This is a genomic window from Flammeovirga sp. MY04, assembly GCF_001682195.2.
Lineage (GTDB): Bacteria > Bacteroidota > Bacteroidia > Cytophagales > Flammeovirgaceae > Flammeovirga > Flammeovirga yaeyamensis.
Genome location: NZ_CP003560.2, coordinates 4,909,108 through 4,926,571, shown reverse-complemented (window position 1 = coordinate 4,926,571; position 17,464 = coordinate 4,909,108). Strand labels below are relative to the sequence as shown.

The following is a 17,464-nucleotide window of genomic DNA, read 5'->3' as shown; positions in this document are numbered from 1 at the left end:
GTTTCTATCATAAGAATATGAAGAAACTGCCTTTTTTAAAACCCTAAATTGGGTTTGTTGACCACAATGCTGCACTTTTTAGCATTGCTCTTCTGGGTAGTTCTAAAGCTGATGAAATCAATTGTGCAAAATCTTCTGGTTGTAATACGTGTTCTTCTGAGTTTTCTTTGGTAATCCCCAACCCAACCGTCATATCTGTTTCTATAGTACTTGGAGTTAGTGTTATCACCCTAATATTATTCTTTCTTACTTCTTTCATTAACGACTCCGACATCCCTATAACTGCAAATTTGGAAGCCGAATAGGCTGAAATATTTGGATTGCCATTTAGACCTGCTGTAGAAGCTACATTAAAAATATCGCCTTGTTTTTTTTCAATTAAATAGGGTAATACTTCTTTGGTGACGTAGTACATTCCCATAACATTGGTTTGAATGACTCTTTCCCATTCGGCCACCTCCATTTCATTAAATGAACCTACTGCTGCAATGCCGGCATTATTTACTAGAATATCTACAGTACCTAACTGTTCAACGATCTTCTTGATACTTCTTTGAACATCATTATAATTTGATACATCAAAGACTTCGTAAATAGCTTTAACTCCAAGAGCTGTTAATTCCGAAATGGTCGCTTTTAATACTTCCTCATTTCTACCGGTAATTGCAACATCAATTCCTTTTTTAGCGAATTCTAGAGCCGTAGCTTTTCCTAGCCCTCTACCTCCACCGGTAATGATCGCTTTTTTATTTTTCAAACTCATAATTATTATTTTTCACCCAATAATCCATCACAAAAACGTCTTCTATTATTGGACCTATCTTATCTACCAAATCTAAATGTGCTTTATGAAAAAGATATATTTCCCTAGCTGAAGCATCTTTAAAAGTGAGCGTAAAACAATGTGTAAAACCTTTACTTAACCCTTCTGTACTATCATTTACGCCCCATTCCAGACGAGATATTTCAGGAATTTTATTTTTTAAGTTTTCGAATGTTTTCACTGCCAAATCAATCTGTTCTTTAGTGGCATCAGACTTGTATTTTATGCTTACAATATGTTGTATTTGTTTGTTGCTTCTTTCCACTTGTGGCAGCAATTTATACGTCACCACTTTTCCTAAATCAAACCTGAAAGATCCTGCAATCAAAATATGTTCTCCTTCAATTTCATGAGCTCTTAATCCATAATAAATAGAATAACCTGTTCCTAGATAATTGATGGGAGAAAGCTCGCCCTCTTTATTTAATCGACACAGCTGAATGCTTTCATCGTCTCTAGTTCCTACAGCTATAATTGCTTCCTCACTATTTGATGAAACCACTTCTATTCTTGTTTGTCCTTTTAACTTAGTTTCTTCCGTATCTTTTAAAGTGAAATGGGGAATTAAAGCACCTTTTTTATCGACCTTAAACACAGATACCCCGTCTCCATGATACACAAAATCGGTCTTTTTAATAAACCCTTTTCGCTTGTAATATTTATGATGTCGATGTCCTACAATCACATAGTTGTTCTCTCCCAATTGCACCCCAGTAACTGGATAAGTACCCGTTAAATAGCGGTCCGTATCATTATCATCTATATTGTTGATATTCTTGAAATGTCCGTTTTCATAAACTCTAAAACTACTTACGCCATTGTCTTGAAAACCGCCCGTATATAAATACGTCTTCCCATCAATTTTATGAGTATAGATTCCAATTATGCCATCGGTATGAATTTCATCATTGTCTTTTAACGATTGAATATGGGTGAGCTTCCCATCACTTTCGATTTTAAAACAACTTAAACCAGGAGTTTCCTCCAGACCACCAACAAATAGATAAGCTGCTTTTTTCATATGTACCACCTGCAAAGTGATGGCCACTCCAATATGTGTTTCTTCCGTATCTTCTACTATCGCCACTCTTTCCAAAGCACCATTGTTTAAAATCTTATGCGTTTCGATAACGTTCCCATATTTGTTTGCCACAAACAAGAAGTCCGTTCCATCAATCCGATCGGCCACCATTCCTCTAGCAGGCCCTTTTTGTTTGTACAATTCATGGTTACTGATAGGAGTTAGTTGTCCACTTTTTGCTAAGCCAAAAACATCAATATTTCCGAATCCACCAACATATACAAAGTGCTTTTCTCCTTTTTGATAAGAAGTGATCGTTACTGTATTTTTTGCTGAAATACTTTTGAAATCTTGTCTCTCAAGCATCAAGCTTTGCTCCTCTTGTGCCCAGAGTATCTGATGAAAAATCGAGAATAAGAGTAATAGTATATATCGTTTGTTTTTCATTTCACTCGTACATTATAATTCTAAAATGGATTGAGCTGCGGCAATCGCAATAACTCTGTCTTGTTCAATAGTTCCACCGCTTATACCTATCGCCCCAATAATCACATTATCTTTGTTTCTAATGGGCAATCCACCGGGAAAGGTTATTAATCCCCCATTGGATAACTCAATATTATAAACTATTCCTCCAGGCTGAGTCATTTCACCCAATTCACCTGTATCAATATTAAAATATCTTGCTGTTTTTGCCTTCTTAATGGCAACATCTATACTTCCCAAATAAGAAGCATCCATACGAATAAATGCTTTCAAATTTGCTCCAGCATCGGTAACAGCTATATTTACAAGCACATCCATTTCCTCTGCTTTTGTTTTGGCAGATAATAAAACTTTAAGGGCTTCTTCATCAGTGATATCATAGGCATTTTGAGCATACAATTCTCCTGAAAGAAAGATAGAGACGATTAAAGAGAGTAATAATTTGTTCATCGTAGTTTGGTTATTCAACTTAATGACAAAGTTCAATAACCTTTTTCTAAAAAAAGTTGAACTAGTTCAATTCTCCCAAAAAACTATCGCTTTTTTATCTTACTCAAAAATTCGTGAGTGATACCAAGATAACTTGCCAACTGCTTATCCGTTATTTTTAAAGCGATCGAAGGGTATGTATCAATAAAGTTTTGATATCTCTCTTTGGCCGTCTCGCAATGATTTCGAATTAATCGACGTTGCCAAGCCACCAATGCTTTCTGGGACATTACCCTAAACAACTTTTCTACAATTGGTAAAGTCTCGTACAACATCAATTTATCTGTTCTTTTGATGAGCAAGACTTCGCTATCTTCTAAAGCTTGCATGTTAAGATGAGAAGGATTCTGATGCATAAAACTATCATTATCCATCAACCACCAATCCCTTGCAGCAAAGTAAAGCGTATTATCATTTCCTTTTTGATCAAAAGTGAAGATCCGAAAACAGCCATCCAATACAAACCCTTCGAACTTGCAAGTCTCCCCCTGCCTCAATAAGAATTCCTTCTTCTGAATGGTCTTTTGATGAAAATATTGACCAAATGTTTCTAATTCAGCTGCTGAAAATGAAACATGCTTGTCAATATTTTCTTTTAGTAATTCGTGCATTTGATTAGATAGTTTAAAGAGATGAGCAATAGAAATGATAAGATTATTCGGTAGTGTTGATCTGATTATTATTTGAAAACAACTTCACTATTTCGGCCACAGCAGGATTACTCAAACTGTCTTTCGGATAGGATAATCCCACTTCCCGGTAAGATACAGGTCCCTTGTATTTCTTGATCTGAAACCCATTCCACTCTCGAACAAAAGATTCTGGTAAAAATGTAATTCCAAGCCCAGATACCAATAGCGTAAGCACATCGTTTTTTGTGGCACAATTCGCTACTGTTTTCCACTTCCCTCCTAAATCATTCAGAATCGATAAACTTTGCTGATGCGCCTCACAAGGAGGACAATGAATAAACGGTTCGCCTTCTAGATCTGTTATTTCTATTTCGTCTTTATCACATAATGGATGATGATCTGGAATACATAAAACATAATCTTCCTTCCATAGCGGTAGAAATAAATGTTCTTCGAACTTCCATTCCCTTACCAACAGATTCAGATCACAATCACGACCAATCTCCCTGATATCCCATTCGATATTTGATACCTCCTCATCAATCTGAAGAAAGAACTTCTTTTTTAGAGATTGAGGCAAGCTATCGGCTACACCAAGAATTACTTTTTGCTTAAAATCCCTTTGCTTAAACAGTTCAGGAATCTCATTTAACTCACCTAATATTCTTTTCGCAATAGGGTATAATTGATGACCTTCTTCCTTTATTGTTACTCCTTTTTTATGTCGCACAAAAAGTTCTTTCCCCAATAATTCCTCAATGTTTTTGATACCATTGGAGATATTTGGTTGAGAAACAAAGCACTTTTCAGCTGCTCTAGAAATATTTTTTTCTTCGTATACCGCTACAAAAAAACGGAGTAATCTTTCATCCATAATAAAAACTTATGATAACGATACAAAAATAGTATTTTGATCACAATAACACAGTAAATACCTTTGTATCAACAGTTAAATAAAACATATCAATCATAAATAAATCTAATACTTCTCATTATGAAATCAACAAATAAAGGTCTGATTGTTATCACAGGTGCAAGTTCTGGAATTGGCGCTGCTACAGCTCAACTGTTTTCGAACCAAGGTTTTCCTCTTTTGCTTTTAGGTAGACGAGTAGAAAAAATGGAAGCATTAAACCTTCCAAATACTTTAATTAAAAAAGTGGATGTAACAGATTACGATGCTTTTAAAAATGCTGTCGCTGAAGCTGAAAAACAATTCGGTCCAACAGAAGCTATCGTGAACAATGCAGGTATGATGCTTTTAGGTGATATGGCAGTTCAAGATCCTCAAGAATGGAAAAAAATGTTTGATGTAAACATCATGGGCGTGTTGAACGGTATGCAAATCGTTTTACCTCAGATGAGAGCAAGAAAAGGCGGAACAATCATCAACATCAGTTCAATTGCAGGTAGAAAGACATTTGGTAATCATGCGGCTTACTGCGGTACTAAATTTGGGGTACATGCCATTACTGAAAATGCCAGAGAAGAAGCCGCTTTAGATAACGTTAGAATGGTAACAATCGCTCCTGGTGCTGTAGAAACCGAACTTTTATCGCACACTACAAATCAAGAAATCAAAGATGGATATGAATCTTGGAAAGACGAAATGGGTAGTATTTTAAAAGCTGAAGATATTGCCAATGCAATTTGGTATGCTTTCAATCAGCCGCAAGGGGTGAATGTAAGAGAAATTGTTTTAGCAGCAACTAAGCAACAGCCATAAGCTATTTGATTTTAATGAAGAGTCAACAAATACTCTCTAAAAATAAAAACCCACGACAAACATCGTGGGTTTTCTTTTGAGTTAAACTCCATCTATATTTTCTCCTTCAAAAAGGAAGTTTTATCTCATTACGACAAGCCTTCAATCTCACCATCCACAAACTTAATTTTGTTTGCTTGAGGCACTTTTGGTAAGCCTGGCATTCTCATGATACTACCTGCTCTAGCGACAATAAATCCAGCGCCTGAGTTGATAATCAAATCTTCGAAATGAATATCATATCCTCCTTCAGGAGCATTTAAAACCTTAGCATCATCTGTAAATGAGCTCTGTGTTTTCGCAACACAAACAGGTAAGTGATCTAAACCGTAACGTTTAATTCGCTTCAGTTGCAATCTTGCTTTGTTATCTAATTTGATTCCATCGGCACGATATACTTTCTTGGCGATTTTCTCTAGTTTAGTTTCGATACAATCTTCAAGATCGTAGGTAAACTCTAAAGGTTTAGAAGGATTAGTCTCTACCAAATCAACTACTTTTTGTGCTAATTCAGTAGCACCTTTTCCACCTTCAACAAAACTATTGTTTACGGCAAATTCAACACCTTGCTCTTTACACCATCCTGCAACAAAATCCATTTCCTCTTTGGTATCAAATGCGTATTGGTTGAAAGTAACCATTACTGTCTGACCAAAGTTTTTCATGTTCTCGATATGACGTTTCAAGTTCGGTAAACCTGCTTTCAAACCTTCAAGATTTGGCTCTTTGATGTCTTCTAGTTCAACACCACCATGTAATTTTAATGCTTGAGAAGTCGCTACAATTACCGTTAATGCCGGGTTTAAACCTGCATTACGACATTTGATATTGAAGAATTTTTCTGCTCCTAAATCAGCTCCAAAACCTGCTTCAGTAATCGTGTAATCAGCATAGTTCATACACATCTTAGTCGCTAAAACTGAGTTACAACCGTGAGCAATATTGGCAAAAGGACCTCCGTGTACAAAAGCTGGAGTATTTTCTGTAGTTTGTACTAAATTCGGGTGAATTGCATCTTTCATTAATACAGCAATTGCTCCTTCGATACCTAGATCCCTAACATAAACAGGTTCATTTTGGTAATCGTAACCAAGATAGATATCACCTACTCTTTTTTGTAGGTCTTCTCTGTCTTTAGCCAAACAAAGGATGGCCATTAACTCTGATGCAGGAGTAATATCAAATCCTGCTTCAGATACTTTTCCGTTAACGAAACCACCTAAACCTGTTACAACAGAACGAAGGGATCTATCGTTTACATCAAGTACTCTTCTCCAAAGTACATTTTTTAGTTGCTTACCTTCCGCTCTGTTAAAGTGTTGGTGATTGTCGACCAAAGCAGAGATCATGTTATTCGCAGAAGTCACGGCATGAAAATCACCTGTAAAATGAAGATTGATATCCTCCATAGGTAATACTTGAGCGTATCCTCCACCGGCAGCTCCACCTTTAAGACCGAAACACACTCCCAATGATGGTTCTCTCAATGCAGGAATGGCATTTTTACCTAATTCTTGTAGACCTAATGCTAAACCCACCGAGGTAGTCGTTTTACCAATTCCAGCTCTCGTTGGAGTAATAGCAGTTACTAAAATTAGTTTACTATTGCTTGCTTTCTTCTCGTCGATCACATCATAAGGCAATTTTGCCATATAGTGACCGTATGGAATTAAATCGTCTTCTGAAATTCCTACCGATGCAGCAATTTCTCTGATCTTTTTTAATTCTGTTTCGCGAGCAATTTGGATATCTGTTTTCATGTGAACGATTAGTATGTATAGGTTACCAATAATCTGACGAAATATACTTTGATTATGTCTTCAAATAATTGATATTGTGTATGTGATTTTAGTCAAAAATAATACACTCAAATCTACTCAAAGACATGAATGAATACCAAACAATTATTTATAATAAAATAGAACAACTAGGTATAATACAATTAAATCGACCCGATAAACGAAATGCACTTAACGATCATATGGTCAAAGAATTAACGCAACTTCTTCTTCAAATTAAAGAAGATGCAGAAGTTAAAGCGATCATCTTAAAAGGAAACGGAAAAGTATTTTGCGCTGGAGCAGATTTACAATATATTCAGCAACTTCAAAAGAACACTTACGAGGAAAATTTAGCCGATTCCAATCAACTTAAAGAATTGTTTTATTTGATCTATACTTTTCCTAAAATTATCATCTCCCAAATTCACGGGGCCGCTATAGCAGGAGGTTGTGGTTTGGCTACTTTATGCGATTTTGCTTTTGCATCAGACAGTACAAAGTTTAGTTACTCTGAAGTAAAAATTGGTTTTATTCCCGCTATTGTAAGCATTTTCTTGACAAGAAAAATTGGGGAGGGTAAAGCATTGCAATTATTATTATCTGGTCAAATAATTAAAGCCAAACAGGCTTTGGACTATGGTTTAATAAATGGAATTACTGAGGAAGAACTATTGGAAGAGGAAGTGCTTTCTTTTGCGAAGAAATTGATAAAAGAAACTTCTGTTGAAGCCAAAGCCAACACAAAAAATTTAGTACATTCCACTTGGCACTTACCCATTGATGAAGCTTTAGACAAAGCGGTCGAAGCAAATGCAAAGGCTCGAAGTTCTGAAGACTGCAAAAAAGGTATTGCTGCTTTTTTAAATAAAGAAAAAATCGAATGGTAATTTCGATACGATATAAATCAATTGAAATAAAAAAAGGTGATTCCATACTTCAATGAAATCACCTCTTTTTTTTGGAAATTTGTTAAGATTACTCAGTAACAGTTTCTTCTTTAGCTTCTGTAGCTTCTCCTTCAGCTGGAGCCTCTACTTCAACAACCTCTTCAGTTACCTCAACAGCAACAGTAGAATCAGCAGCAACTACTACCTCTTCTTCTACTACTACTTCTTGTGCAACTTCCTCTGCTTGCTCTTTCTTTTGCTCTTGAGCACAAGAAATTACTGCGAAAGAAAATACTGATGCTAAAATGATGTGACGAATTTTCATGACTTATTAGTTATAGTTAGATTGAAAAAATTGCCTGTTCTTATTACTTTTGGTTAAAGATGGAAACAGATCAAATTGACTTTTAATAATTACATTTATACAATAATTTATCCAATTTATTGATGTAGTACAAGTGCAATGTGTTATTAGATTTTTGCCTATTTTTCGTCTTATTTTTTAATATTATTTAACTGAATTAATGGATTCACTCACACAAATTGTACTTGGAGCCGCTGTCGGAGAAGCTGTATTAGGTAAAAAAATTGGTAATAAAGCACCTATTTATGGAGCAATTGCAGGAACAATTCCTGACTTAGATGTACTTGCTAACCCTTTTTTAGATGCCGTACAACAGCTTCATTTTCATAGAAGTATCTCTCATTCATTAATCATACAACTACTTATATCTCCACTTTTTGGTTATCTTTTTTACAAGATGAATGGTAAAAATAAAGATACATTTAAAGATTGGACGTTACTTGTTTTCTTGGGCTTCACTACCCATTCTTTATTGGACACCTGTACTACATGGGGAACTCAACTATTTTGGCCTTTTAGTCATTATGGCTTTGCTACTTATTCCGTGTTTGTCGTCGACCCACACTATACACTTCCATTTATGGTTTGTCTGATCTGGGCCATGTTTTTACCAAAAGATAATTACAAAAGAACGCTCTTAAACTATATAGGAATTATTGTAAGTACTTCTTATTTATTATTAGGGTTTATATTTCAACAACATGCTCGAACAGTCTTTACCGAAGCCCTAACGGAACAAGGTATTCCTTTTAGTGAGGACCGAATGATCGTAAAAACCACTCCTTTGAATATTTTCCTTTGGTCAGCAAGTATTGACTCCCAAGATAAATACTATACAGGTTTCTATTCCATTTTTGATAGAGATAAAAACGTCAATTTTCAATCCTTGGAGAAACATCACGAACTCCTGCAAGAAGTGGAACAAACCGAAAAATTAAAAGATCTATTGTATATCACTAAAGGATATTACACTATTGAAAAAGTGGATGACCACACGTATAACATCAACGATCTACGATTTGGTAGCTTTGATGGATGGAAAGGCAAAGGAGAAGGAAAAATAGTTTTCGTTTATGAAATGAAACTAGAAAATGATCCCAATAATCCATCAAAAAAACTTCAGGTTTTCACTCAAAAGAGCTATAAAAAAGTACAAGGTTTGGATTATTTCAAACAGTATTTCAAGAGGGTGTATGGTAATAAAACACATATTACTACGCCATCAAATGCTAAGGAATCTTAAACAATTTCTACTTTCACGACAATCTGTCAGCAAAAACCTTTTCGCACAATAGTTGTTTCAACAACGACACGTGTCAATTAAAAAAATATACGATGAACAGTAGATTGCTGATTTTTATGGGAGTTTTGATCTCCCTTGTGATTGCCATCGACCTCTATGCATTTAAAGGGATTCGATTAATCACCGAAAATATTAGACCATTATACAGACAAATTTCCATTGGTAGTTTTTGGGTATTCAATGTAGCTGTCTATGCCGCATTGGTTTGGCTCATTTTCAATATTGATAAGTTCAGATTACCGGAGTACACCAATATCATTTTCTCCATTAATGCTTTAATATTGATGTCGTTCGTGACCAAGTTGGTATTTAATATCTTCCATGGTGCTGATGATATCACCTATTTGATTTCAAAAGTATTTGGATCAAAAACTACTTTTCCTGGTGAAGGAATCAGTAGAGCGAAGTTCCTGACTTTGGTTGGAGCAGGTTTAGCTACTATTCCTTTAGGAGCATTTGCTTACGGATTTACTAGAGGGCGTTTCAACTTTAGAGTTATCAGAAAAGAATTGGCTTTTGATAATCTTCCATCGGCATTCGATGGTTTAAAGGTGATTCATATTTCTGACATCCACATAGGAAGTTTCCCTAAAGGTCATGGATCGGTAGAAAAAGCAGTTGAGCTCATCAACAGCAAGAATCCTGACGTGATTTTCTTTACAGGTGATTTAGTCAATAACTATGCAGCAGAAACAGACGGATGGATTGAGGTCTTTAAGAAATTGAAAGCGAAACATGGCATGTACTCTATTTTAGGTAATCATGATTATGGTGACTACGTACAATGGAACAGTCAGACCGAAAAAGTAGCCAATTTAGACAATGTAAAAAATGCCAATAGAGCGATCGGTTTTGATCTTTTATTGAATGAAAATAGAGTCATTGAAAAAGACGGTCAGAAGTTGGGTATTGTAGGTGTTGAAAACTGGGGCTTACCTCCATTCCCTCAGCATGGGAATATCAATGCTGCCAAAGCCAACTTAAGTGATGTACCTTTCAAGATTCTTCTTTCCCACGATCCATCGCATTGGGATGCTGAGGTGAGAAATCATAAAGATATTGACCTTACACTTGCGGGCCACACTCATGGTATGCAATTCGGTATTGAGATTCCGGGTATTAAATGGAGTCCTGTACAGTATAAATATCCAAGATGGGCAGGTTTATATGAAGAAGGTAAACAAAAGCTGTACGTCAACAGAGGTTTTGGTTACCATGCTTATGCCGGTCGTATTGGAATGGATCCTGAGATTACAGAAATCGTTCTGAGATCTAAGGAGCAAAATGCTTAAAAATAAAAATAGGCCCAATAGTTATTATTATAATTAATGGGCCTATTTTTTATCTTTATGAAATGAACTTAAAACAAACTATCCCACCTATGCCTCGTCGTCGACTGACTTATTTATTCTATATCCTATTGGTGATATGTCTCGGTTTAGCATCAAGGACTCGATTTATCCCTGAGTTCATCTACCCTTATTTAGGTGATTTTTTCTACGCCGTCATGTTCTATTTTATCATCGCTTTTCTATTGAACGATCAATCACCAAAACTCATTTTAATAATTAGCGTCTCCATTTGCTATTTGATAGAATTTCAGCAATTGCTCTCCTATGATTGGTTAGTTGCTTTTAGAAATACGAAGATCGGTAGTTTAACTCTTGGACATGGATTTTTATGGAGTGATATGGTGAGTTATACAGTTGGGGGTATAGTTGCTTATTTAGTTGAAACTAATTTTTTACTGAGTAAGAAATAAATTAGTTTTTTTGATATTGGTATTTAATTCTATCCGTATTTTTTTAATTCAATTTCAGTTGATAATTGATCTATATAATCAGACAATTGAATTAAATTATAATCTAAGAAAGGTTTTCCTCCAACCACTTTCACCTTATTCAAATGACTTTTCAAACTTTCTGGATTTAATTGATCATCAAAAAAATCGATATTCACCTTTAGTTTTTCCGTATGTTCTGAATAAAAACTTTGGGTGGGTTGATAAAATACTCTTTCACGACCTATTCTATCAAAAGTAGCTATATATAATTTTCGCTTAAGTTTTAATAGTTGATCATTCGATAGTTTTCCTTTCTTTAAAACATCATCCTTAACTCCAAATTCAATACTTTTAACCAGAAAGGTACCATCTTTTTGAACTTCAATTGTATGATTATTTATACGTGAAGCATAATGTATATTTATATAATTAAAGTCATAAAGATCATTTTCATCTAACTCATCTATTACGCCAAAGTAGGCTTCTTTTGAAAATCTAAGCGTATCTAAAGCTATTGGTAGATGTGTATTGTTAAGATATAATACTAACGGAGTATTCAATTTAAGAATTAAAGTATCCTCTGATAACCTCAAAACCTCACAATTATTTTGATCCCCATCATTCTCATTAATTTCTTTAATGAATAATTGATTCTGATCGTTCAGAAATGTTATGCTATAGTTATCTTCATCTACTTGAGGTTTAAGAATACCCCCGTTAAATAAGAAATCATTAGAATTCTCATTCTCCAAATAGTAATACCAATCATGTTGAAATAATAGATCATTATTAATTCTCTCTCGCTGTTCACATCCCAATAATAAAACGATAATGAAAAAATAGAATGGTATAGCTTGCTTGTTTCTTCTTCTATTTTTCATATTAATCGAAGCTATTTTGTAGCGTTTCCTTACACTTTAAAATCACTGTATCCATACTCTCCAAATATTCGAATTTATCTAAACAATTCTCTTTTTTATAAACTTTTCCAGATTCATCTAAAATGGATTCTTCCAATAATATATTTTGAGGTAATGAATATTTCATGATAATATGAACATCTTCACTCATGCAGTCATTAGTAAAAATATTGATGTACTTCCAATACCCAATCAATTCACTTTCTGAAGAATAAAATAGTTGATAAAAATATTCATAATCATCGAACGATTGGGTTTTATTATAATGTTCCACAACAAAACCTTCAGAATGAGAGTAAACTGTGAAGGTATATCTTTCTTCTTCTATCACAGAAGATTTCATCTTGCTGTAAAGGATCAATTCTTTTAGATGATTCATTTTATCTAATGGATTATCTAAAAGAATTAAAGATCCAAAAGAATTACATAAAAAGAGGATACATAAATAGATTAATTTCATACTTGTTTAGTTTCATAGTCTATGCATAAAAGTTAGCTTAAGATAACAATGTAGAGATATTTTTTAATTCACTCATTCCTCAATGATAACATCAAATAATTAGAAAGCACAGCAAATCTTAAAATAATTCTAAAACACTGACTTTCGACAGTTTAATACAACAACCTGAATATTAATTTTGCCAAAATTCAATATTCATTATCCACATGGAAAAAATCACTGGTAAAACAAAATACCTACTAGGAATGCAACATGTCTTGGCCATGTTTGGTGCGACTGTGCTAGTTCCATTTCTTACCGGACTTCATCCTCTTATTGCATTATTCGCTGCTGGAGCCGGCACATTAATTTTTCATTCTGTTACTAAGAAAATCGTCCCTGTATTTTTAGGATCTTCATTTGCCTTTATTGGTGCAATTTCATTTGTATTAAAAAATGAAGGATTAGCAGAAGTAAAAGCAGGGATTATTGGAGCTGGTTTGGTGTATGTAATCATGGCCGGCGTGATAAAAAAGTTTGGAGTAAAGAGTGTACAATCTTTCTTTCCTCCTATAGTTATTGGCCCAACAATTATGGTCATTGGTCTTCGACTAAGCCCTATTGCTTTAGAAATGGCAGGATATTCTGACGGGGCATTCGATTCTAAAAGCTTAATTATAGCATTAATCGTTATTTCCACCATGGTAATCTCCTCTATCATTCAGCATTCATTCTTTAAAATGATGCCTATTTTGATTGCGGTGACTGTAGGATACATTTCTGCTTATTTTATGGGGATGGTCAATTTCGATCCGGTTGTAAATGCTCATTGGTTTGGTTTTTCTGGAGAGGTCATCGATCAGGTACTTACTATTCCTAAGTTTACTGCTTCAGGATTTTTTGCCATTGCTCCTGTAGCCTTGGTTGTATTTATTGAGCATATTGGTGATATCACAACTAATGGAGCCGTTGTGGGTAAGAACTTTTTAAAAAATCCGGGAATCCACAGAACGATGTTAGGCGATGGATTGGCAACGATGTTTGCAGGTTTATTTGGTGGCCCTGCCAATACAACATACGGTGAAAACACAGGTGTACTTGCCGTAACTAAAGTATATGATCCATCCGTTATTAGAATCGCTGCCGTATTTGCCATTCTACTAAGCATGATAGGAAAAGTAGGTGCTATTTTACAAACTATCCCAGTGCCTGTGATGGGAGGTATATCAATTATTCTTTTTGGTATGATTGCCGCAGTTGGTGTGAGAACTTTGATTTCAGCAAAATTAGATTTCGCTCATTCTAGAAATCTAATCATTACTGCGTTAATTTTTGTATTGGGTATTGGAATAAAAGAAGTAGCAGTTTGGAATACAATAAGTATCTCAGGTTTAAGTATTGCCGCTTTTGTTGGTGTTTTGTTGAACAAGGTACTTCCTAAAGATATCTAAAACGGCTATCAAGTAGCTTAACATTAAACACAACTTTTAAAAATAATTCCAGAAAACATCCTAATGATTTCATTATCAATAGGATGTTTTCTTTTTTTTTCACATTTCTCTATTAAATATCTCAATTATTTACGATATTGTTAAAAGTCATTAACAATTTACAATTAACTATCTCATGCGATTACTATCATCTCTATTGTTACTGATGGCTACTGTTACTACTATCTACGCTCAAGAAAAATATGATTTAGTAGAAATAGACGTAAAAGAATTTGGGAGTTATGAAGCTTTTTCGAAAAGTGCATCTCCTCATATTACTGGCAGAGGTCCATTAAGCGACTCTTTATCACACAGTAATATGGTATTCGATTACTATGAAGCCAAAGGTAAGTATTACCCCATCGAGAGTTGGGCGGATTATTTTTACTGGATGTCAAAGAAATATGCATTTCTTTTCAATCAGCCAGATGTGTTTGAACATTTCTATGAACAAAAAGATAACGTTCAGATGATCAAATATCTATCTATCAATTTTTCTGTGTGGCATTTTCCTTCTACTATTAGGATTAAACCTCATAGTGAATTACCCAGTCACATGAACCGTTTTTCAAACCTCTTTCACTTAGTGGCCAACGAAAAAGACAAAGATTACATGATCAATCAAATTGATTACAAAAAGAAGTTGATGGCCAATAAAGATTAGTTTATCCAATAATGATGTATTAAAAACTCTCTATGATCAATTAAAATATTGATGATAGAGAGTTTCTCTATTTAATAACACTATAAACTTACCCCAACACATCCATCATGATTAATCCACAAAAGAATAGGATTCCAAAGAATCTAATTCCAGAAGAGAATAAAAATGAATAGATATATTCCTTAGGGTAAGCAAACTCTTGAAGCTTTTTATGTCCGTTAATCACCTTAAATATCATAAATGAAAATAAAGCTAACATATAAATAATATAGGTGACCAAAGGGTCTAATACTTGAAAACGAAGTGACAAAAAGAACCCTCCAATAATAATCACTGTGGTTATCATTGTCAGTTTATTGCCAGAAGAAAAGATATCGAATAATTCTGCCCTTTTTTCTGGATCCAGTTTTTTATTGGCTTTGTCAATGATGATTCTAGCAAAATAGTAGGCCATGATCATCACTATAAAAGCGATCATGAAATAGTCCATCTTAATTAAAAAATTGAAGGTGAAAAAATTGTAAGGAGACCTAAATCTCCTTCACATCTATATCTTTATTATCTAATCTTACTCGAATCCATTTCTCAAAATCGTTCAAGTAAGTGGATCTCTTTTTCGGTAATCTTCTTGGTAATTTCACAAAACAGATAGGCTTTTCCTTCATCATCAGAGAATCTGCTTTCCACTCTTGTACCTGAACTTTGGAGATACCATATGATGAAATCTCAGGATATAAAGTCTTTACTTCTTTAGAAATTTGATGTATTGGTAAGGTATCTCCTTTTGATTGAGTCAAATGAAAAATCTCTTTTTCTAAAATTTTGATCTTAGCATCCTTGTCTTCAATCACCTTTTCATTTTTAGTGTAGATGTCCTTCAATAATTGAATATGAAGATCTTTGGTGTAGGCCTCCATCATTTTAGACGCGTCCCCTTCATCAAAATCAGAACCTATATTTTGTTGATGAATTTTCACCACTGTCTTTCTGGTCATTGGGAAGTAATCATCAATATTGGCCGTTAAACCATAGCTTTTGATTTTATCATTTAGGAAAATTTCCATATCCTCTGAGATAGGATTACCCATATAATAAAGATCTATTGTGGATAGAGAGTCGGTATAAATAATCTTTTGAGTAATCAATTCACTACCCTTGAATTCAGTGTTCTCACGAATAAATTTCTCTGACGATATTTTAAAGCGAGTCTCTTGAATCATTTGATAAAAAATAACTGCAGATGGCATGATGACTACTGCAATAAATACAGCAAAGAAAAACTGATATCGTCTGTACTTTCTTCTATCGATGAAACTCTTGACAGGAAAACGTAAGAACTTTACTACGATATAGGTCGATAAAGTGATAAATACCGAGTTGATAAAGAACAAGTAAAATGCGCCAAAGAAATAGTGATACATTCCATTAGCCAAACCAAAGCCCGCAGTACACAAAGGAGGCATTAAAGCAGTGGCAATTGCTACCCCTGGAATTACATTAGTTTTCTCTCTTCGTGAACCCGCAATAATACCCGAGAAACCACCTAAAATAGCTACAAAGACATCCAAAATTGTGGGCTTAGTTCTAGCCAATAATTCGGATTGTTCTACATTAAGGGGGGTAAGGTAAAAGTAGATTGTTGAAGTAATTAAACTAATAACAACGGCTATCATTAAGTTTTTGAGGGCACGACGCATCATCTCCAAATCGTTAATTCCAATGGCAGTTCCTATAGCTAGAATAGGTCCCATTAATGGAGAAATTAACATGGCTCCAATAATTACTGCAGTAGAGTTGGCGTTTAATCCGATAGAAGCGATTAGAATGGAAAAAATTAAAATCCATGCTCCAGGACCTTTAAACGTCATATCTTTCTTGATACCTTCAATAGTGGCAGCAGGGTCGGATCCTTCTCTGATACTTAGAGTGTCAACAGCTAGTTTTCTAAAAGCATTGACGAACCCATTGAGATTGTTTTCGCTCATTAATTTTTAGTCAAAATTTTGTGTTTGATACGTTTGTCTAGAGGAATAGTTTCAAAAAACTCTAGTCATTAAATAGCTTGAATAAGAAATTATTATCAGTTAAATTATGTAGATGAATCATTTCGACATCAAATAAACATAAATTATTTTAAAACAACACAAAAACTACTATGAGCGAATCATCAAAAAGTAAAATTTATAGTACCGACGAAGTAAAAGTACGTTGGAAACCTGATGCGTGTATTCATGCAAAAAAATGTCAGGCACTACCCGAAGTGTTCAATCCAAATAACCGACCTTGGATTGATTTGTCTTTAGCAGCCACAGAAGAAATCATTAAAACAGTCAAGACCTGTCCTTCGGGAGCTTTAACTTTGGTTGGAGAGGAAGAAGAATCTAAGGAAGGTGATGTAAAGATTACTGTACTTAAAGATGGACCTGTACTTGTAAAAGGAAACTTAGAGGTATCAATTGCAGGAAAAACAGAAAACATGTCAAATAAGCAAATTGCACTTTGCAGATGTGGAGCATCAGAAAACAAACCTTATTGTGACGGAAGCCACACAAAGATTGGATTTACAGCAGATTAAAAGAGAGAATACTGCAGGTATAATTTATTGAATTAATTAAAG

At 34.5% G+C, this 17,464-nt stretch carries 19 protein-coding genes; 8 read left to right on the top strand and 11 right to left on the bottom strand.

Annotated elements, in window-relative coordinates; genetic code table 11:
• Positions 1-43: 43 nt before the first annotated feature.
• The 5 genes from MY04_RS19790 to MY04_RS19770 all read right to left on the bottom strand — a co-directional run bounded on the left by MY04_RS19790 (position 44) and on the right by MY04_RS19770 (position 4,325).
• A complete protein-coding gene (locus tag MY04_RS19790) occupies positions 44-763 on the bottom strand; it encodes a 3-ketoacyl-ACP reductase (RefSeq protein WP_236941085.1) in 720 nt (239 codons plus the stop codon).
• A complete protein-coding gene (locus MY04_RS19785; protein WP_066212592.1) occupies positions 747-2,291 on the bottom strand; it encodes a Dabb family protein in 1,545 nt (514 codons plus the stop codon). The genes MY04_RS19790 and MY04_RS19785 overlap by 17 nt, the downstream gene beginning before the upstream one ends.
• A 12-nt stretch (positions 2,292-2,303) precedes the next feature.
• Positions 2,304-2,798 (bottom strand): GlcG/HbpS family heme-binding protein, encoded by a 495-nt coding sequence (locus tag MY04_RS19780; RefSeq protein ID WP_236941084.1) that lies wholly within the window; start codon positions 2,796-2,798, stop codon positions 2,304-2,306.
• 65 nt (positions 2,799-2,863) lie between these two features.
• Positions 2,864-3,430, bottom strand: a complete 567-nt coding sequence (locus tag MY04_RS19775; protein ID WP_066212587.1) for a Crp/Fnr family transcriptional regulator — start codon at positions 3,428-3,430, stop codon at positions 2,864-2,866.
• 43 nt (positions 3,431-3,473) lie between these two features.
• The gene (locus tag MY04_RS19770; protein ID WP_066212584.1) at positions 3,474-4,325 is read right to left on the bottom strand and encodes a LysR family transcriptional regulator; all 852 of its coding nucleotides are present in this window, start codon (positions 4,323-4,325) and stop codon (positions 3,474-3,476) included.
• Positions 4,326-4,445: 120 nt separating this feature from the next.
• Here MY04_RS19770 and MY04_RS19765 point away from each other — a divergent pair, with 120 nt between their 5' ends.
• Entirely contained in the window at positions 4,446-5,177 is a 732-nt protein-coding gene (locus MY04_RS19765) for an SDR family oxidoreductase (protein WP_066212581.1), read from the top strand.
• Positions 5,178-5,305: 128 nt separating this feature from the next.
• Here the strand turns inward: MY04_RS19765 and MY04_RS19760 are convergent, their stop codons facing one another.
• Positions 5,306-6,976 carry a formate--tetrahydrofolate ligase gene (locus tag MY04_RS19760; RefSeq protein WP_066212578.1) on the bottom strand — a complete coding sequence of 557 codons (1,671 nt, stop codon included), beginning with the start codon at positions 6,974-6,976 and terminating at the stop codon, positions 5,306-5,308.
• Between the two features lie 125 nt (positions 6,977-7,101).
• On the opposite strand from MY04_RS19760, the gene MY04_RS19755 reads away from it, so the two are divergent.
• Positions 7,102-7,884, top strand: a complete 783-nt coding sequence (locus MY04_RS19755) for an enoyl-CoA hydratase/isomerase family protein (protein ID WP_066212575.1) — start codon at positions 7,102-7,104, stop codon at positions 7,882-7,884.
• A gap of 88 nt (positions 7,885-7,972) precedes the next feature.
• On the opposite strand, the gene MY04_RS19750 is transcribed toward MY04_RS19755, so the two are convergent.
• Positions 7,973-8,209 (bottom strand): hypothetical protein, encoded by a 237-nt coding sequence (locus MY04_RS19750; protein WP_066212573.1) that lies wholly within the window; start codon positions 8,207-8,209, stop codon positions 7,973-7,975.
• Positions 8,210-8,408: 199 nt separating this feature from the next.
• Between MY04_RS19750 and MY04_RS19745 the strand changes: the two genes are divergently transcribed.
• From MY04_RS19745 to MY04_RS19735, 3 genes are all read left to right on the top strand, one after another.
• Entirely contained in the window at positions 8,409-9,491 is a 1,083-nt protein-coding gene (locus tag MY04_RS19745; RefSeq protein WP_066212570.1) for a metal-dependent hydrolase, read from the top strand.
• A gap of 92 nt (positions 9,492-9,583) precedes the next feature.
• A complete protein-coding gene (locus MY04_RS19740) occupies positions 9,584-10,843 on the top strand; it encodes a metallophosphoesterase (RefSeq protein WP_066212568.1) in 1,260 nt (419 codons plus the stop codon).
• A 62-nt stretch (positions 10,844-10,905) separates the two neighbouring features.
• Positions 10,906-11,313, top strand: coding sequence for a ribosomal maturation YjgA family protein (locus MY04_RS19735; protein WP_205960487.1), 408 nt, complete (start codon positions 10,906-10,908; stop codon positions 11,311-11,313).
• A gap of 29 nt (positions 11,314-11,342) precedes the next feature.
• On the opposite strand, the gene MY04_RS19730 is transcribed toward MY04_RS19735, so the two are convergent.
• Positions 11,343-12,215 carry a hypothetical protein gene (locus MY04_RS19730; RefSeq protein WP_066212562.1) on the bottom strand — a complete coding sequence of 291 codons (873 nt, stop codon included), beginning with the start codon at positions 12,213-12,215 and terminating at the stop codon, positions 11,343-11,345.
• Between the two features lies 1 nt (position 12,216).
• Entirely contained in the window at positions 12,217-12,714 is a 498-nt protein-coding gene (locus MY04_RS19725; protein WP_066212560.1) for a hypothetical protein, read from the bottom strand.
• A gap of 206 nt (positions 12,715-12,920) precedes the next feature.
• On the opposite strand from MY04_RS19725, the gene MY04_RS19720 reads away from it, so the two are divergent.
• Entirely contained in the window at positions 12,921-14,144 is a 1,224-nt protein-coding gene (locus MY04_RS19720; RefSeq protein ID WP_066212553.1) for a uracil-xanthine permease family protein, read from the top strand.
• Positions 14,145-14,319: 175 nt separating this feature from the next.
• Positions 14,320-14,847, top strand: coding sequence for a hypothetical protein (locus tag MY04_RS19715; protein ID WP_066212550.1), 528 nt, complete (start codon positions 14,320-14,322; stop codon positions 14,845-14,847).
• 88 nt (positions 14,848-14,935) lie between these two features.
• On the opposite strand, the gene MY04_RS19710 is transcribed toward MY04_RS19715, so the two are convergent.
• On the bottom strand, positions 14,936-15,337 hold the full coding sequence (locus MY04_RS19710; protein ID WP_066212547.1) for a hypothetical protein: 402 nt from the start codon (positions 15,335-15,337) through the stop codon (positions 14,936-14,938).
• A gap of 40 nt (positions 15,338-15,377) precedes the next feature.
• Positions 15,378-16,832 carry a TIGR00341 family protein gene (locus MY04_RS19705; RefSeq protein WP_066212545.1) on the bottom strand — a complete coding sequence of 485 codons (1,455 nt, stop codon included), beginning with the start codon at positions 16,830-16,832 and terminating at the stop codon, positions 15,378-15,380.
• A 170-nt stretch (positions 16,833-17,002) separates the two neighbouring features.
• Here MY04_RS19705 and MY04_RS19700 point away from each other — a divergent pair, with 170 nt between their 5' ends.
• Complete coding sequence (locus tag MY04_RS19700) at positions 17,003-17,422, top strand: (4Fe-4S)-binding protein (RefSeq protein ID WP_066212543.1); 420 nt, start codon at positions 17,003-17,005, stop codon at positions 17,420-17,422.
• Positions 17,423-17,464: the final 42 nt, after the last annotated feature.

Coding starts and splice junctions, on each gene's coding strand:
- MY04_RS19725 (WP_066212560.1), bottom strand. CDS start 12,714: ATGAAATTAATCTATTTATGTATCCTCTTTTTATGTAATTCTTTTGGA.
- MY04_RS19700 (WP_066212543.1), top strand. CDS start 17,003: ATGAGCGAATCATCAAAAAGTAAAATTTATAGTACCGACGAAGTAAAA.
- MY04_RS19775 (WP_066212587.1), bottom strand. CDS start 3,430: ATGCACGAATTACTAAAAGAAAATATTGACAAGCATGTTTCATTTTCA.
- MY04_RS19735 (WP_205960487.1), top strand. CDS start 10,906: ATGAACTTAAAACAAACTATCCCACCTATGCCTCGTCGTCGACTGACT.
- MY04_RS19760 (WP_066212578.1), bottom strand. CDS start 6,976: ATGAAAACAGATATCCAAATTGCTCGCGAAACAGAATTAAAAAAGATC.
- MY04_RS19785 (WP_066212592.1), bottom strand. CDS start 2,291: ATGAAAAACAAACGATATATACTATTACTCTTATTCTCGATTTTTCAT.
- MY04_RS19755 (WP_066212575.1), top strand. CDS start 7,102: ATGAATGAATACCAAACAATTATTTATAATAAAATAGAACAACTAGGT.
- MY04_RS19770 (WP_066212584.1), bottom strand. CDS start 4,325: ATGGATGAAAGATTACTCCGTTTTTTTGTAGCGGTATACGAAGAAAAA.
- MY04_RS19745 (WP_066212570.1), top strand. CDS start 8,409: ATGGATTCACTCACACAAATTGTACTTGGAGCCGCTGTCGGAGAAGCT.
- MY04_RS19715 (WP_066212550.1), top strand. CDS start 14,320: ATGCGATTACTATCATCTCTATTGTTACTGATGGCTACTGTTACTACT.
- MY04_RS19790 (WP_236941085.1), bottom strand. CDS start 763: ATGAGTTTGAAAAATAAAAAAGCGATCATTACCGGTGGAGGTAGAGGG.
- MY04_RS19710 (WP_066212547.1), bottom strand. CDS start 15,337: ATGGACTATTTCATGATCGCTTTTATAGTGATGATCATGGCCTACTAT.
- MY04_RS19750 (WP_066212573.1), bottom strand. CDS start 8,209: ATGAAAATTCGTCACATCATTTTAGCATCAGTATTTTCTTTCGCAGTA.
- MY04_RS19765 (WP_066212581.1), top strand. CDS start 4,446: ATGAAATCAACAAATAAAGGTCTGATTGTTATCACAGGTGCAAGTTCT.
- MY04_RS19720 (WP_066212553.1), top strand. CDS start 12,921: ATGGAAAAAATCACTGGTAAAACAAAATACCTACTAGGAATGCAACAT.
- MY04_RS19730 (WP_066212562.1), bottom strand. CDS start 12,215: ATGAAAAATAGAAGAAGAAACAAGCAAGCTATACCATTCTATTTTTTC.
- MY04_RS19740 (WP_066212568.1), top strand. CDS start 9,584: ATGAACAGTAGATTGCTGATTTTTATGGGAGTTTTGATCTCCCTTGTG.
- MY04_RS19705 (WP_066212545.1), bottom strand. CDS start 16,832: ATGAGCGAAAACAATCTCAATGGGTTCGTCAATGCTTTTAGAAAACTA.